The 14631-nt window shown below is 30.5% G+C and carries 14 protein-coding genes; 3 read left to right on the top strand and 11 right to left on the bottom strand.

Annotated features, from left to right (window positions below):
* Window positions 1–143: 143 nt before the first annotated feature.
* Window positions 144–563, bottom strand: coding sequence for a GNAT family N-acetyltransferase (locus tag B5E48_RS11985; protein WP_087297775.1), 420 nt, complete (start codon window positions 561–563; stop codon window positions 144–146).
* Window positions 564–647: 84 nt separating this feature from the next.
* Between B5E48_RS11985 and B5E48_RS11980 the strand changes: the two genes are divergently transcribed.
* Entirely contained in the window at window positions 648–1811 is a 1164-nt protein-coding gene (locus B5E48_RS11980) for a CapA family protein (protein ID WP_087305275.1), read from the top strand.
* Window positions 1812–1820: 9 nt separating this feature from the next.
* Here the strand turns inward: B5E48_RS11980 and B5E48_RS11975 are convergent, their stop codons facing one another.
* The 4 genes from B5E48_RS11975 to B5E48_RS11960 all read right to left on the bottom strand — a co-directional run bounded on the left by B5E48_RS11975 (window position 1821) and on the right by B5E48_RS11960 (window position 7379).
* Window positions 1821–3260: a glycoside hydrolase family 1 protein gene (locus tag B5E48_RS11975; RefSeq protein WP_087305273.1), complete on the bottom strand. Its 1440-nt coding sequence runs from the start codon at window positions 3258–3260 to the stop codon at window positions 1821–1823.
* Between the two features lie 77 nt (window positions 3261–3337).
* Window positions 3338–3679: a DUF5684 domain-containing protein gene (locus tag B5E48_RS11970; protein WP_241146975.1), complete on the bottom strand. Its 342-nt coding sequence runs from the start codon at window positions 3677–3679 to the stop codon at window positions 3338–3340.
* 142 nt (window positions 3680–3821) lie between these two features.
* Entirely contained in the window at window positions 3822–6482 is a 2661-nt protein-coding gene (locus B5E48_RS11965) for a DEAD/DEAH box helicase family protein (protein WP_087305269.1), read from the bottom strand.
* 63 nt (window positions 6483–6545) lie between these two features.
* Window positions 6546–7379, bottom strand: coding sequence for a DegV family protein (locus B5E48_RS11960; protein ID WP_087243927.1), 834 nt, complete (start codon window positions 7377–7379; stop codon window positions 6546–6548).
* A 249-nt stretch (window positions 7380–7628) separates the two neighbouring features.
* Between B5E48_RS11960 and B5E48_RS11955 the strand changes: the two genes are divergently transcribed.
* Complete coding sequence (locus B5E48_RS11955) at window positions 7629–8966, top strand: FtsX-like permease family protein (RefSeq protein ID WP_087305267.1); 1338 nt, start codon at window positions 7629–7631, stop codon at window positions 8964–8966.
* Window positions 8938–10224, top strand: coding sequence for an ABC transporter ATP-binding protein (locus tag B5E48_RS11950; RefSeq protein WP_087305265.1), 1287 nt, complete (start codon window positions 8938–8940; stop codon window positions 10222–10224). Before B5E48_RS11955 ends, B5E48_RS11950 begins: the two co-directional genes overlap by 29 nt.
* A 151-nt stretch (window positions 10225–10375) precedes the next feature.
* Here the strand turns inward: B5E48_RS11950 and B5E48_RS11945 are convergent, their stop codons facing one another.
* From B5E48_RS11945 to B5E48_RS11920, 6 genes are all read right to left on the bottom strand, one after another.
* Window positions 10376–10861 carry a hypothetical protein gene (locus tag B5E48_RS11945; RefSeq protein ID WP_087305263.1) on the bottom strand — a complete coding sequence of 162 codons (486 nt, stop codon included), beginning with the start codon at window positions 10859–10861 and terminating at the stop codon, window positions 10376–10378.
* Window positions 10862–10913: 52 nt separating this feature from the next.
* Entirely contained in the window at window positions 10914–11798 is an 885-nt protein-coding gene (locus tag B5E48_RS11940; RefSeq protein ID WP_087246033.1) for a ParB/RepB/Spo0J family partition protein, read from the bottom strand.
* Entirely contained in the window at window positions 11785–12558 is a 774-nt protein-coding gene (locus B5E48_RS11935; RefSeq protein WP_087305261.1) for a ParA family protein, read from the bottom strand. Before B5E48_RS11935 ends, B5E48_RS11940 begins: the two co-directional genes overlap by 14 nt.
* 12 nt (window positions 12559–12570) lie before the next feature.
* Complete coding sequence (locus B5E48_RS11930; RefSeq protein WP_087305258.1) at window positions 12571–13431, bottom strand: phosphatidylserine decarboxylase; 861 nt, start codon at window positions 13429–13431, stop codon at window positions 12571–12573.
* On the bottom strand, window positions 13428–14060 hold the full coding sequence (locus B5E48_RS11925) for a CDP-alcohol phosphatidyltransferase family protein (RefSeq protein WP_087305256.1): 633 nt from the start codon (window positions 14058–14060) through the stop codon (window positions 13428–13430). Before B5E48_RS11925 ends, B5E48_RS11930 begins: the two co-directional genes overlap by 4 nt.
* 137 nt (window positions 14061–14197) lie before the next feature.
* On the bottom strand, window positions 14198–14631 hold a 434-nt coding region (locus B5E48_RS11920), incomplete at its 5' end, for an Hsp20 family protein (RefSeq protein WP_143747024.1).

The following is a 14631-nucleotide window of genomic DNA, read 5'->3' as shown; positions in this document are numbered from 1 at the left end:
TGGTTACGTTTTTGCATGCAGAAAAATAGAGTAATGCTGGTGCATTACTTTTTATTTTGCTCATTGTTAATATTTGCTTTAAGCGTTTATCAACCAAACGAAACCAAATTCCTATAATACAAAAAAAGAACTATCTTATAGTTCTATAAATTCTTTGTATAGTTATAATGCAACATCTCATAATCATTTTGTTCATAAAAGTGATGCGCCTGTTTTCTATAAGTCGATGTTGATAATTCAATCTGTTCTAAACGCAATTCATTGGCCTTAGCTTCGATAGCCTGTAATAACTGTCCGCCAATTCTCTGACCTCGACTTTCTGGTAAAACAACCAGTTCAACAATTTCTCCTGTATCTTGATTATGATGTAAATAACGATGAATCTGAAAGCTTAAAAACCCTAATATTTTGTCTTGTCGATAAACCAGATATACCACATCATTACTATTGATTCCCTGGTGATAAGTTTGTTTAAAATGATCATAATCTAATTTTTGATTTTCTAATATACACATTAAGTCATAAATCTCATCACAATCTTCTAATCTTGCTTTTTCAATCATATAAACCCTCTTTTCTCTATATTTTATTATATCATAGGTATTGAACAGCTTTCGACAATATTATACAATCATTATGGTGATTTCATGAAAAAAATAAAATTATTTGTTTGTTTGGTCCTTTTGCTTGTTGGATGTCAACCGCAACCACAAACACAACCTCAAAAAGGAGAAACAAAAAACACAGTAAGCTGTCATTTTATTGGTGATTTATTATATGAAAAGCCTTATTATGACTGGATCGAAGATGATAGCCAAGATAAAGGCTATTATGATTTGGTAAGACCTTATCTACAAAATGATGATTTATCCATTGCTAATCTGGAAACACCTATTGGTGGTAAAGAACTGAACATTTCTGGGACAGGCTATTCTTTTAATGCTTCTCGTGAAATTGGTAAACAGGTAGCATCTCTTGATTTAGAAGTCGTTTCAACTGCTAATAACCACGCTAATGATCGAGGAAATCAAGGCATTGATAATACCCTTGATTTCTTAAAAGAAAAAGATATTTTAGCTGTGGGCACTTACTATAATCAAGATGATAGAGATCAAGGAAAATATATGACTATTCATGGAATAAAGCTTGGTTTTGTATCTTATACATATGCAACAAATCAAATTGTCAGTGATGAAAATCAAGCCAAAGTTGCTTTATTTAATCGTCCTAGTGACCGAAAAATGACACAGGCATATAAAGATTTATTAACGAAAGAAGTGACTCAAACTAGAGAAAACTGTGATGTCTTGATTGCAATGATGCATTGGGGAAATGAATTTACATATGATATTTCAACTCAACAAGAAGAAGTATCTCAATTGCTTAGTGATTTAGGTGTTGATATTATTATTGGTAATCATTCTCATTGTTCACAGCCTATGGATTGGATTAATAACAATCGCACTTTATGTATGTATTCTCTAGGAAATTTTGTAAGTGCAGACCCTATTGTCGATCGTACTCACCAGGAATTTAAAAATGCATATAATGTTTCAATGATGGTTTCACTTGACATTGTAGAAGAAAATAATCAAATTTCTATTCAAAACATTGACTATATCCCTGTTATCAATTACTATGATGAACATTTACAAAACTTTAAACTTATTCCTTATGATCAATATACAACTCAATATGAAACATCACATTATCATTATCAAAATGGTTTGACAAAAAAATGGATTGAAGAAACTTATCAACAACTCATTCCTCAATCCTTATCAGATCACGTATTGCAAAAGACTGCCTAAGCAGTCTTTTTAATCTAAATCTTCACCATTTGTTTCAATAACTTTTTTATACCAATAGAAAGATTCTTTCTTACGACGAGAGAAATCTCCTGTTCCATCATCATATCTTTCAACAAAGATAAATCCATATCGTTTAGCCATTTCACCAGTAGAAGCAGAAACCAAATCAATGCATCCCCAAGGTGTATAACCTCTTAAATCAACACCATCTAAAACAGCTTCATGCATTTGTTGGATATGACTTCTTAAATAGTCTACACGATAATCATCACAAACTTTTCCATCTTCGTCAATCTTATCATAAGCACCTAAACCATTTTCTACGACAAAGATTGGTTTTTGATAACGATCCCAGATTTCATTTAATGAATAACGAAGTCCAATTGGATCAATTTGCCATCCCCAGTCACTTGCTTTTAAGTATGGGTTTGGAACCCCACCTAAAATATTACCTTTACCAGTTCCTTTTGATTCGTCAGCTGTTTGACAGTTAGACATATAATATGAACATGTATAGAAATCAACAGGTCCAGCAGCTAAAATATCATCATCACCAGGTTCCATATGTACAGTAATGTTGTTGTCTTTGAAATATCTCTTGATATAGTTAGGATATTTTCCACGACATTGCACATCACTACAGAACCAGTTCATTAAATGCCCTTTTTGTTGGTTCACGATTTCATCTTCAGGATGACAAGTTAAAGCATAACTTGTTGCCATAATTTGCATACATCCAACTTGATTATTTGGATCAATTTCATGTGCCATTTTCACAGCTAAAGCACTTGCTAAAAATTGGTGATGTAATCCTTGGAAACGATTGTTTGGATTATCAACCTGATCCATAAAGTCCATAGCTTTGATTTCATTTAAAATTCCCTGTGATAAGAATCCACCCATTGGTGTTGTTGCACTATTGATTTCATTGAATGTCAACCAATATTTCACTTTACCTTTATAACGTGTAAAAATAGCTTTACAGAATCTTAAATAACAATCAATCATTCTACGATCTACCCATGAATTCCATTTCTTTGTCAGATTAAATGGAACTTCATAGTGAGAAATAGTGACCATTGGTTCAATACCATATTTTAAGCATTCATCAATTAAGCTTTCATAAAATTTTAATCCTTCTTCATTTGGTTGTTCTTCATCACCATTTGGAAAGATTCTTGTCCATGCAATTGAAAAACGATACATTTTAAATCCCATTTCAGCAAATAATGCAATATCTTCTTTATATCTATGATAATGATCAATTGCATCATGACTAGGATAAAAAGTTCCTTCTTCTAAAACTGGTGTAATTCTTTTACTTGTTGTTGCTGTACCACCTGTACAGATATCTGGGCAAGAAATACCTTTTCCACCTTCTTGCCATCCACCTTCTAATTGATTAGCAGCAGTTGCTCCACCCCAATAAAACCCACTTGGGAAACTCATATCTTTCATTCCTCCTTTTTCCATATTATAATCAATATTCCCATTTTTTCATATTCATTTTCATAACTTGAAAGTCTTTAACCTATATATCTTGACTGCCCAAAAGCTAAAATCAAAATAAAGATTGGGTAAAAGAAAAATAATCCTAAGGCAAATAATAATCCATGCCCAAAAGCATAAGATAATCTCATAAGGAGATAAATGATAAATATGATATTAATAAAAGGAATCAAGGCTATCAACATTGTCCATCCAGAACTTGTAACCATCTTACAAAAAGAATAAATATTATAAATAGGAATCAATGCATACCATCCTTCTAAACGAGCCTTTTTGAATAATTGCCACCACGCTATGATACTTATTAATGATATAATGAATCCACCTGTTAAAAATATATTTGAAAATTCCTGCATCATAATCCTCTCCTTTTTCTTATTATAGCATAAAGGACTATTGACAATAACAATAGTCCAATAATCTTAAATCAAAACCAGATGATTTCTTCTTATTTTCAAACACTGAAATAAATTTTATATAGGCATTGACATCAAAATAAATCTATTCCAAAGCCCCTTTAACTTTCTTTCTTGTTAAGAGTCTATTTTGTCTATTAGCTAAAGCATCTTTTCTTCCTTGAAGCAAAATCTTTCTTCCTGCTTCATTTCTTGTATAAATCAATTGATATTTTCCTATATAAGGTTGCATACACTGCGCAAAAATCATTGCATCTTCTTTACGTTTAGAAAAAATATCAGGAACGACAAAATATCTATCCATCTTATTTCTTTGATGTTTGTTGTAAAGGATATAGCGTTGATTATCAATTTCATCAAAAAATTCATTCACACATTTTGCAAATAAAGCCTTATCATGAGCAGTTCCTCCACTTAAATAAATAGAGTATAAAACCGCTTGTGATTCTGTTTGTACACGACAATTCAACATTTCAAACAAATGCATATTTAACATAGCCTGATAAATGCCATCACCAAAAGACTGTAAACGATTCAAAGGATTCATCCATGTAAATACTTTTTTTAATCTCCATAATACACTCACAACACCAATGAAAATACAAGAAAATAAAACATAAATCATAGACTTGCTTTGAATGTGTAAAAGCCTTGCTAGTACACATATCAAAATACCTGTAAGTACAAAACTCAGTATAGTTAATAACACATGTCTAATCGCATCATACAATAAGACACTTGTCATATTTTGATCTTCCATGTCTACTTCTTCAACAACTTCAATCTTATCATATATAGCTAAAGAACGATCCCATCTTTCTTTTAACTGTTCTCTTTGAGAGGATAATTCTAACATTTTTTGATTGGTTTTTTTAATATGTGAACGATCTAATGGATACTGAATTGCAGTCAATCTTTCAATACCATTTTCAATAAAGTCTTTATCATAATGAAGGCCTAAGAAATGTTCCATCCTTCTTCTCAAGTTTTCAAAATCACTTTCAGTCTGATTAATCTCCTGTCTATGATTGATAATTCCTTTTTGAGGAGGAACACAGACAAGATGCCAGATATGACTCACTTTATCAGGATTTTTATGATAGGTACGAATGGCTCTTCCACGCATTTGATTACTTAACATAAATGAACCAACAAAACTTGCGAGAATTAAAGTATTTACGCAAGGTGAATCCCAACCTTCACCAAGCAATGACTTTGTCCCAATTAAAACTTGAATATCTTCCTGTTCAAATAAATCACTCACTGCTTCTATGATTTCATGATGATTTCCTTTCACATTCACTTTAACATAATCATCAATGGCCTTAAATGGCTGAAATGTCATTTCTATTTGTTGTGAGACAAGTTGTCTTAATTGATTTTTTAAAAAAGCAGGAATGATAATCATAGATCCACATAAGACTGCCAAATGAAATGGTTGATGATGTTGAATACTTTCTCTTCTTAACATTTCAAAGAAAGGAAGAACCCCTAAAGCATGCACACTCATTGTATCATCACCAATAGCTTTTTCATATTCACCTTTGATATAATCCGTTAAAATTAATAATTTTAACTCTCTATTCATATGTTTGTATTCATGGCATACAATATCTCGAATACTTTCACATTTTCCAACCGAAGAAATCAGCATCTTTTCAAAAGCAATATCAACTTGCATAATGACTTTCTTTTTCTCAATCAATCCATGTGATTTGACATATTTGTAAAGCTCTTCAAAATCTTCCTCATTGATAATATAAGAATCCCTGTCATCAAAGAAAAATCCCTGCAATAAAATTTCCATCCATTTTATAGACATCTTCTCCAACTTCTTTGTTCCCAATATTTTTAAATATTCTCTTGGATAAGAGAGTTGTTGACTTTCCAAGTAAATCAATAGAGAAGATAAATACGCTGGATTTTCTAATGCTTTATCTAAATCTTGAATAGATCTCACATATGGATGTGATAAAATAGCCTGTTGGAATTTTTGATGATGCATGAAAAATGAAAAAACATTTTGTACATCATCTTGAAATTCTTTCATCTTGGCTTCTTCTTTAGCTGTTGGATAATTAAAATAAACATAATCCTGATGTGGACACAGACTCCCTTCTTTGACTAATTCAGGTACTGTAATTTCTATGTCAATGTCTCCACACATATCTAAATATCTTGTCCACATGGCTATGGAAGAATCATATGGTGGTGTTGCAGTTAAGGAAATTGTAAAAACAGTAGTGATTTGCTTTTTAAAATCCTCCAACGCTTTCCACCATTCAGTTCTTAAATGATGACATTCATCTAAACATAATGTTTCTATTCCTGCTTCTTTTATAGCTTCAATTAAAGAAAAATCCTGATAATCTACATTTTCTTCATCTTCTTGATCTTTAACCTTTCGCATGGCACTATGAATAGATTGATACGTTGAAACATTAATCAATCGAAGATGTTTTAAATCCTGTGATATATATTCCTCACTTTTCAATCCTGCTTTTAAAAAAGATTCTTTGATTCTTGTCACCCATTGTTGTCGAATAGTAATTGTTGGTACAAGAATTAATGCTGGTTTATTAACGCGTCTGATAATTTCAATACCTAAAGTCGTTTTTCCTGAACCAGGCGCAGCGACAATATGAATTTTATGATCTTTTTTATAAATATCTAATTGATTCAATACTCTTTGTTGATAATCTCTCCAAACACCTTGAAACTCTAATATATCTTGACAGTTCACCATCATCACCTCTTTTTCATTATATAATAAAAGACCGTTAATGACATCATTAACAGCCTTATTCCTTTATTTTCTAATCGCTTGAACAGCAATACAACCTGGTCCGCCTTGAGCTATAAAAACAGGAGAAAGATCATACATTTCAATGACTGTATTTTCAAAAACAGTCTGTAACTGTTTGACAACATCTTGAGCCTGTTTCAAAACCCCTGCATGTGTCACATAAATTTTAAAGTCTTCATTCACACCTAATTCTTGGAAAGCTTTCATAATTTCTTTAACAGCACTTTTAAAAGTTTTTTTCATAGCATATTTTTCTAATCTTTTAGCATCTTTTGTAGTTGTCATAATAGGTGTAATCTTCAACATACCACCAAGTGTTGCTGCAAGTGGTGTTAAGCGTCCTCCACGTTTTAAAAAGCCAAAGTCTTGAGGAATTAAAAATGATTTTTCACATGCAATGCTTTTATGTAATTCTTTCATAATATGATGAATATCCAATCCCTGTTCTCTTAAAGCAACAGCTTTTTCTACTAAGTATCTTTGTGGTCCACATAAAGTCATAGAGTTAATAACATGAATATTTTCACTATGCTCTACACTTTCTTTTGCACTCACTGTACTTTGATATGTTCCTGATAATCCATCAGCCATATTAATAACCAAAATGTCTTCCTCTGGATATTTTTCAAATAATTCCATTGTTTCACCAATAGAAGGCTGTGATGAACTAGGTACATGTCCTTCTTTGACAATATCTAAAAATTCCTGACTTGTCACATCAACATATTCTTTATAACTCTTTTTATCAGCTATAACATTTAAAGGAAGAACATCAACCCCTATTTTTTCTCCTTCCTTTGGTGATAGTAAAGCTCCCGTATCCGTAATAATCTTCATATCCAATCTCCTCGTATCCATAATCTCTTAATTATAAATTAACAAATATATATGGGGATGTCAATATAAATGTAGTTTTTAAAACCATATTTGATAGAGAAAAAATCAATTTATTTCATTATTGCATAAATTATTTTAATTATTTATGTATAGGTGTATTATATAAGTAGAAAGAGAACTTTTTCATAAAAATTCTTGACCTTGTAGTTACTCTATAGTGTTTAATAAGGATGAAAGAAGGGAAAACATATGCTTACATTCATTAAAAAAATTGTTATTCATCAAAAGAAAGACTATTTACTTTTATTAAGTATCTTAACATTGATAGCTTCTTTTGAATTTTGTTTTATTGCCATGTATGATCATCTTTCACGTTTAGATTTAAAAATTGACTGGATGACATTCAGGGCAATTGCCTTTATTCCATTTTTAACCTTAATGATAGCAGTTGTATTGAGTGTTTTTGTTGCGAAATATTTTATTCAAAATAAAAAACATGAATTTTCAATGTTATTACTTTTTGGAAGAAAACCCAAAGATTTATTTCTTTATCTGATAATTCAATATGGTATCATGTCTTTGATTGCTTTTTTTCTAGGATTCATTTTAGGTATCTTGATTATGAAAGGTATCAATATTTATCTGATCCATATTCATATGAATTATATTTTCCAATATCATTTCTTAAATACATTTTTCTTGTATACTTTCTTTTTAATCTTTACTGTGATCTTTATTTTAGCAATAAGTGCTCAACAGTTTACGGAGATTGATACTCATATTATAGAAACAATAAATCATAAGAATATGCAAAAAGTGACACCTTATATGATTTCTATGAGTCGTCATGATCAAAAACGTAAGGTTCCAACCGGTCAGATCATTTCATCCCTATTCACTCTCCATATCTTTTTCTACTCATTATATGCATTAGCGACTGATTCGTTATTTGAAAATAAATTCATTTATTTTGCATTATTTCTAATATCTATTGCTTCTATTGCTTCCATTATTAATACTTTCATTCCACTTTTATTCGATCTATTTCACTCAACACTTCTTCATCACCCACTCTTATTCAACAGCATTTCAAGCTTTATTGATTTAACCAATCAGCTTGTTTCTATTGCTAATATTCATTCCATTGTCTTACCTACAATGTTTATCTTTGTATTAATGAGTGGTGACATGAGTTATATAACCCTCTTCATTATCCCGTGTTTTATTATGATGCTTATCATGTTGTTACTATGTTTTATTATCAAATATTCACTATATATCAAATCCATAATGCATATTTACGCAACACAATATGCTTTAGGTTATAGTCCAAGTAAACTTTTTCAAATTTCTATATTTAAAAATCTTTTATTTCTTATATTGGTTATCTTTATACCATTTGTTTACATCTATTCTTTAGGGGATTATATTATCACTCATCAATTTCTCACAAGCCAAGTGATGTATAGCTTAGAATGTTTATATTTGGTTTTATATACTTTGCTTATGATTTATATTATCTTGAAAGAAAGACACTGTATAAAGGAGGTCATCAACAATGTCAAATATCTTAATAGAGGCGAATAATATATCAAAAATATATGATCAGGATATATTCTTAAAACGAGGAAAAAATATCTATGCTTTAAATAATGTCAATTTCCAACTTCAAAAAGGTGATTTTATCTGTATTATGGGACCTTCTGGTTCTGGGAAGAGTACATTATTAAATTGTTTATCAACATTAGATCAACCTAGTCGTGGTGATATACAAATCTTTAATCAGTATATTTCTCAAATGCATAAAAATGACTTATGTGAATTTAGATATCAAAAATTAGGTTTCGTTTTTCAAAATCATAACTTAATTCCTTATCTATCTATTTATGATAATATTGCTGCTCCTATTATTCTAGGTAATCAAAAAAGTCAAGATATTGAAAACAGAATCAAAACTCTTGCGAAAGATTTAGAAATCGAAGGTATTCTTGATAAATTTCCACATGAATGTTCAGGTGGCGAATGTCAGAGAACCACTATTGCTCGTGCTTTAGTCAATGAACCAGAAATTCTATTTTGTGATGAACCTACAGGTAATTTGGATTCTAAAAATTCTCATAAGCTTTTAACAATTCTATCGCACCTCAATCAACGTGATACAACAATTGTTTTAGTGACACACGATCCTATGATTGCCAGTTATGGAAAAACAATGATGTATTTATATGATGGCGGTATTAAAGCTGTTGTCCAAAGAAATCAGGCAACACAAAGGGAGTTCTTAGACCAAATTAACCAAGTCGTTCATCAAGATACATTGCTTTATGAATTTGACCAGACAAGTCCTTTACAATCTACCAATCCTGCTCCTACAACTGAAAAAATCAAAGTTGATAATCAAGATAAAGCATTTATATCCAGACAAACTGTTTATATGGTATTGGATGGATTCAAAAGTGATGAAAATATCTTAAAAAATAGTACACCGCTTTATATTCATGGTACTCACATATCTTATCAGAATGTTCATCATGATGATATTGAATTTGATTTCAAGGATATTCAAGAAATCAGAATGGATTTAACTGCACAGTTTGTTATTTTTGGTATATATAGTGAATATGTCTTTCATATTCTATTAAATTGTGTCAGCCCTCAAGGAACATATAAACTTAAAGTAAAAAATAAAGATGATTTCATTCATATTATTGATTACTTCCATCAAAATCATGTTAAAGTTATTGATCCTCGACACATTGAAGATGCTTATCATCAATATCCTGATGATTATTCTCGTCAAAAATATTATAAAAGAACTCACAAAGATCTATTGAAAAAGAAATAAAAACCTGCTCATATGAACAGGTTTTTATGTTCTTCAATCATTCAAATGAATTCTCAGATTCTATTTTCATCTTGAGTATCTGTATATTTTAAGTCATCATATCATTATCAACTGATTAATAATCATTCTGACATAATGTCATTGAAGTCAGTCATCTTATCATCATGATTCTTTCATCTCTTACAATCTTTTTTTGAATAAAAAATAAATATATTATTGGAATATAAATGATTATTCCAATAGGTAATATTTTTAAAAAGTGAGATTGTAAAAATGTGATAGAAGATAACATAAATGTTAATTGGGCCATATCAGCAGTAAATTCATAAAATGAGAATTTAGTAATTAATATAATGATAAAATATATAATATAGTAAAATAAGACTATTTTATCTAATGATGTAATATAAGATAAGTGTATACTCATTCTATAATAAACAAAGAATATAGCAAGTAATAGCAAACTACTCCCTATCAGAACATTTGAAAATTCATTAAATTGAATAATCGTGCTAGTTTGATCGAACGCACCTATTGGAGCTATATATGTTAATAAATCGTTTTCTTTTAAATATATGGACACTGATATAACAACAATAAAGAAACAAATCTTTATAAAAAAATATATTTTTTTCATTTTTACCTCCACTTGTCTTTATATTGTCATTTCATGTTCAGTATATTAAGTCTTATGATTCTTCAATAACTCCCATTAATTCTAAGATTCTATTTAAATCTTTAGTATCTGTATATTTCAAAGTAATTGTATGATCATCAACTTTAATTTTTGTGCGGTATTTTTTACGTAATAATCCTTCTACATAAACATATTCTTGAGGTTTTACTTCTTTAGGTTTAGACTTTCTTGCTTCTTGAAGCTTGATTCCTTTGACAATATCCTCAACTTCTCTTACAGATAACTGTTGTTCAATAGCTTTTTTTGCAACTTCTAGAGCTTTCTTTTCATCAATAGTAATTAAAGGTTTGATATGTCCCATTGTGAGTGTGCCTTCTAAAACATAGTCCTGTAATTTTTGAGGCATCTTTAAAAGTCTAACAGTATTCGCTACATGAGCTCTAGACTTACCAATACGCTTTGCTAATTCTTCTTGCGTTAATTTGAGCTTTTTCATCATATTCTGATAAGCTTGAGCTTCTTCAATTGCATTTAAATCTTCACGTTGAATATTTTCCAACAATGCAATTTCCATCATTTGCTGATCTGTAAATTCTACGATAATAGCTGGAACTTCTGTTAAACCAACAATTGAAGCTGCACGATAACGTCTTTCTCCAGCGACAATTTCATAACCTTGAATCGCTTCTTTTAAGATAATTGGCTGAAAAATCCCATGTTCTTTGATAGATTGTGCTAATTCATTCAATTTTTCTTCATCAAAATGTTTTCTAGGCTGATAAGGATTAGGACGAATCTGATCAATGGGAATCTGAACTTGTGCAAATTGAGATGGTTTTTTCTCAATTGCATCAATCATTGTTTGAATATCTTCACCTTGAAATAATTCATTTAAACCTTTACCTAAACCACTTTTTTTCTTTTTACTTGCGGCCATTTCGTTTCACCACTTCCTTAGCCAATTTGGCATATGCTTTTGCGCCCTCAGAATGAGCATCATAATCAAAAATATTTAATCCTTCAGATGGTGCTTCAGACAATTTAATATTTCTAGGAATCACAACATCATATACTTTTTCTCTAAAGTATTTTCTGACTTCCTGTGAAACTTCCACTCCTAAATTGGTACGTGCATCCAACATTGTAAGTAAAACACCTTCTATAGTTAAGTTTTCATTAAAAACTTTTTGTGTTAATAAAATTGTATTCAACAACTGTGTAAGTCCTTCTAAGGCATAATATTCACACTGTACAGGAATCAATACAGAATCCGAAGCAGTTAAAGCATTTGTATTCAATAAACCAAGTGCCGGTGGACAATCAATAATCACATAATCATATTTATTTTTATATTCACCTAATGCCTTTTTCAGTCTTTGTTCTCTTCCAGATTTGACTTGTGAAAGTTCAATTTCAACACCAGCCAAATCAATATTTGCTGGAACAATGTCAAGGTTATCTACACCAGAAGGAATACTAATATCTTGAATAGGCATTTGCTGTGCGATAGCATCATAAATTGTGCATTCTAAAGATGCACGATCAACACCTAATCCCTGTGTCGCATTTGCCTGAGGATCAATATCAATTAATAAAACTTTTTTACCCATATATGCAAGAGCTGCACTTAAATTAACACTTGTTGTTGTTTTACCAACACCACCCTTTTGATTTGTAACAGCTATAACCTTTGACATTTTCTTTCCTCCTTATCTTTTTATTCCTATTTTCTCTCCCATAAGCACACGTGTTTCATCATTATTTTGAGAGTTTTTAATAATATCTTCATCTATAACAACTATATCTTTTTTAAACAAAACAACTATTGTTGATCCACCAAATTCAAAATATCCTTTTTCTTCTCCGCGCTGAAATGATGTCTTGGAATGATTCACAATTTTTCCTACCATCATTGCGCCTACTTCCATATAAATAACATCCCCAAAGTGTTGTGTATGTAACAACGAATATGAACGTGAATTCTGTTTATAAATGGGGTAATAATCATTCGCAACAGGATTAACAGTATGAAAAATACCAGGTATATAAATATCCTGTTCTTTTGTTCCATCATCAATATAACAATAACGATGATAGTCGTCTACCGTCAACCTAAAAATCAGACATGTTCCACCATCATATTCCTGAGCTAACGATTGATTCTTCAATAAATCAGATAAAGAATAGACGGTATCCTTTATTGTTAAATATGTATCTTGATGAATTGGATAATAGGTTAATTTAGAATCTGCAGGTGCAATCAAAAGATCATGTTCCATACAAATAGGTCTTGCTTCTTTTTTTATTTTTCTAGTAAAAAAATCATTATAACAGCTATATTCCTGTTTTTCATATTGACTCATGTCAATTTGATTTTGTTGAATAAACGGCTGTATCTTACGTTTTGAAAATCGACTATTCATATAACAGCCACCAATGTGGGTAATAAAAGGAAGGGTTAACACTTTTAGTGCACATCTTCCTAAAAAATGACTGTATAAAAATTTTAATAATTGATTTTGGCTTTGATTGACAATGAGTTCTTGTCCACTTCGATCAAATATTCTCATAACATCAACAATCCTGTACAAATCAAAATACCCATAACAAGCATAACTAAAATGCCTTTTAAACCAGGTTTTTTGACTTGAAAATTAATAATAAATGCCCATGCGACAACAAACATAACCAATGCATATATACTATACGTCAACTCAGCTGTCAAAACATGTCTTAATAAATAGATAGCTGGAAAGATTAATGCTGCACTTGTAACAGGTAAACCCTGATAGTATTTTCTTTTTTCTGTGGTTTCTTTTTGTCGCATTTCTTCAACCACATTAAAATATCCCAGTCTACTAATAGCACATAAAGCATATAACGCAAAAATAAAAAACCATAACCAAGTTACACCACACACAATAGAATCCATCATGGTATATCCAATAATAGCTGGAAAAATACCAAAGCTAAACATATCAGCTAATGAATCAATTTGTATTCCAAATTTTCTTTCTTCTTCTGTTCTGTCTTTCTTTGTACGTGCCACCATTCCATCAAAGGAATCAAATGCACCACTTAATAATAAGCAAATAAGTGCTCCACTAAAATTCCCTTTAAATGCCAAATGCGTTCCAAACAAAGCACTTATCAAACTTAAATAAGTTAATATGACAGTATAATTATAAAAACCAATCATATCTTTCTCCCACACATTTTATTTTAACGGTTGTATTATAGCATACTTCTACATTTTTTTATAGGACTTTTCTATAATAGAAGAAATTTCATGAATTGTCTACAAAAAAAGAGTTCGATTTCTCGAACCCTGACTCTTTATTCAATCGTAATTGTATTGTTGTTTTCGATGACTTTCATATCCTGTTTTGGTATTGATATTCTCAAGACTCCATCTTCAAATTTAGCCTTGATATCACTTTGTGGTACACTTTCTCCCACATAGAAGCTTCGACTCATGCTTCCTGCATATCTTTCCTGTCGGATATATTGTCCTTCTTTATTCTTCTCATCTTTATTTAAGCTCTTTTTAGCTGAGATTGTCAAATATCCATTGTCAAATGACAATTCCACATCTTCTTTCTTGAAGCCTGGAAGATCCACATCTAATTCATATGTTCCTTCTGTTTCTCGTACATCTGTCTTCATCACATTTCTTGAATGTTTTCCATACAATGGATTTTTCTTTCCAAAGAATTCCTTGTCAAAATCATCAAACCAGTCATCAAATAAACTTTCTCCAAAAATACTAG

The organism is Massilimicrobiota sp. An105 (assembly GCF_002161155.1).
In the GTDB taxonomy this organism is placed as follows: domain Bacteria; phylum Bacillota_I; class Bacilli_A; order Erysipelotrichales; family Coprobacillaceae; genus Allocoprobacillus; species Allocoprobacillus merdigallinarum.
Note: the sequence above shows the minus strand (reverse complement) of the source record. Positions and strands in the feature narration are given on the sequence as shown.

What these genes read in the sequence shown, in the direction of transcription:
- B5E48_RS11985 (WP_087297775.1), bottom strand. Translation starts at nt 563, where the DNA reads ATGATTGAAAAAGCAAGATTAGAAGATTGTGATGAGATTTATGACTTA.
- B5E48_RS11980 (WP_087305275.1), top strand. Translation starts at nt 648, where the DNA reads ATGAAAAAAATAAAATTATTTGTTTGTTTGGTCCTTTTGCTTGTTGGA.
- B5E48_RS11975 (WP_087305273.1), bottom strand. Translation starts at nt 3,260, where the DNA reads ATGAGTTTCCCAAGTGGGTTTTATTGGGGTGGAGCAACTGCTGCTAAT.
- B5E48_RS11970 (WP_241146975.1), bottom strand. Translation starts at nt 3,679, where the DNA reads ATGATGCAGGAATTTTCAAATATATTTTTAACAGGTGGATTCATTATA.
- B5E48_RS11965 (WP_087305269.1), bottom strand. Translation starts at nt 6,482, where the DNA reads ATGGTGAACTGTCAAGATATATTAGAGTTTCAAGGTGTTTGGAGAGAT.
- B5E48_RS11960 (WP_087243927.1), bottom strand. Translation starts at nt 7,379, where the DNA reads ATGAAGATTATTACGGATACGGGAGCTTTACTATCACCAAAGGAAGGA.
- B5E48_RS11955 (WP_087305267.1), top strand. Translation starts at nt 7,629, where the DNA reads ATGCTTACATTCATTAAAAAAATTGTTATTCATCAAAAGAAAGACTAT.
- B5E48_RS11950 (WP_087305265.1), top strand. Translation starts at nt 8,938, where the DNA reads ATGTCAAATATCTTAATAGAGGCGAATAATATATCAAAAATATATGAT.
- B5E48_RS11945 (WP_087305263.1), bottom strand. Translation starts at nt 10,861, where the DNA reads ATGAAAAAAATATATTTTTTTATAAAGATTTGTTTCTTTATTGTTGTT.
- B5E48_RS11940 (WP_087246033.1), bottom strand. Translation starts at nt 11,798, where the DNA reads ATGGCCGCAAGTAAAAAGAAAAAAAGTGGTTTAGGTAAAGGTTTAAAT.
- B5E48_RS11935 (WP_087305261.1), bottom strand. Translation starts at nt 12,558, where the DNA reads ATGTCAAAGGTTATAGCTGTTACAAATCAAAAGGGTGGTGTTGGTAAA.
- B5E48_RS11930 (WP_087305258.1), bottom strand. Translation starts at nt 13,431, where the DNA reads ATGAGAATATTTGATCGAAGTGGACAAGAACTCATTGTCAATCAAAGC.
- B5E48_RS11925 (WP_087305256.1), bottom strand. Translation starts at nt 14,060, where the DNA reads ATGATTGGTTTTTATAATTATACTGTCATATTAACTTATTTAAGTTTG.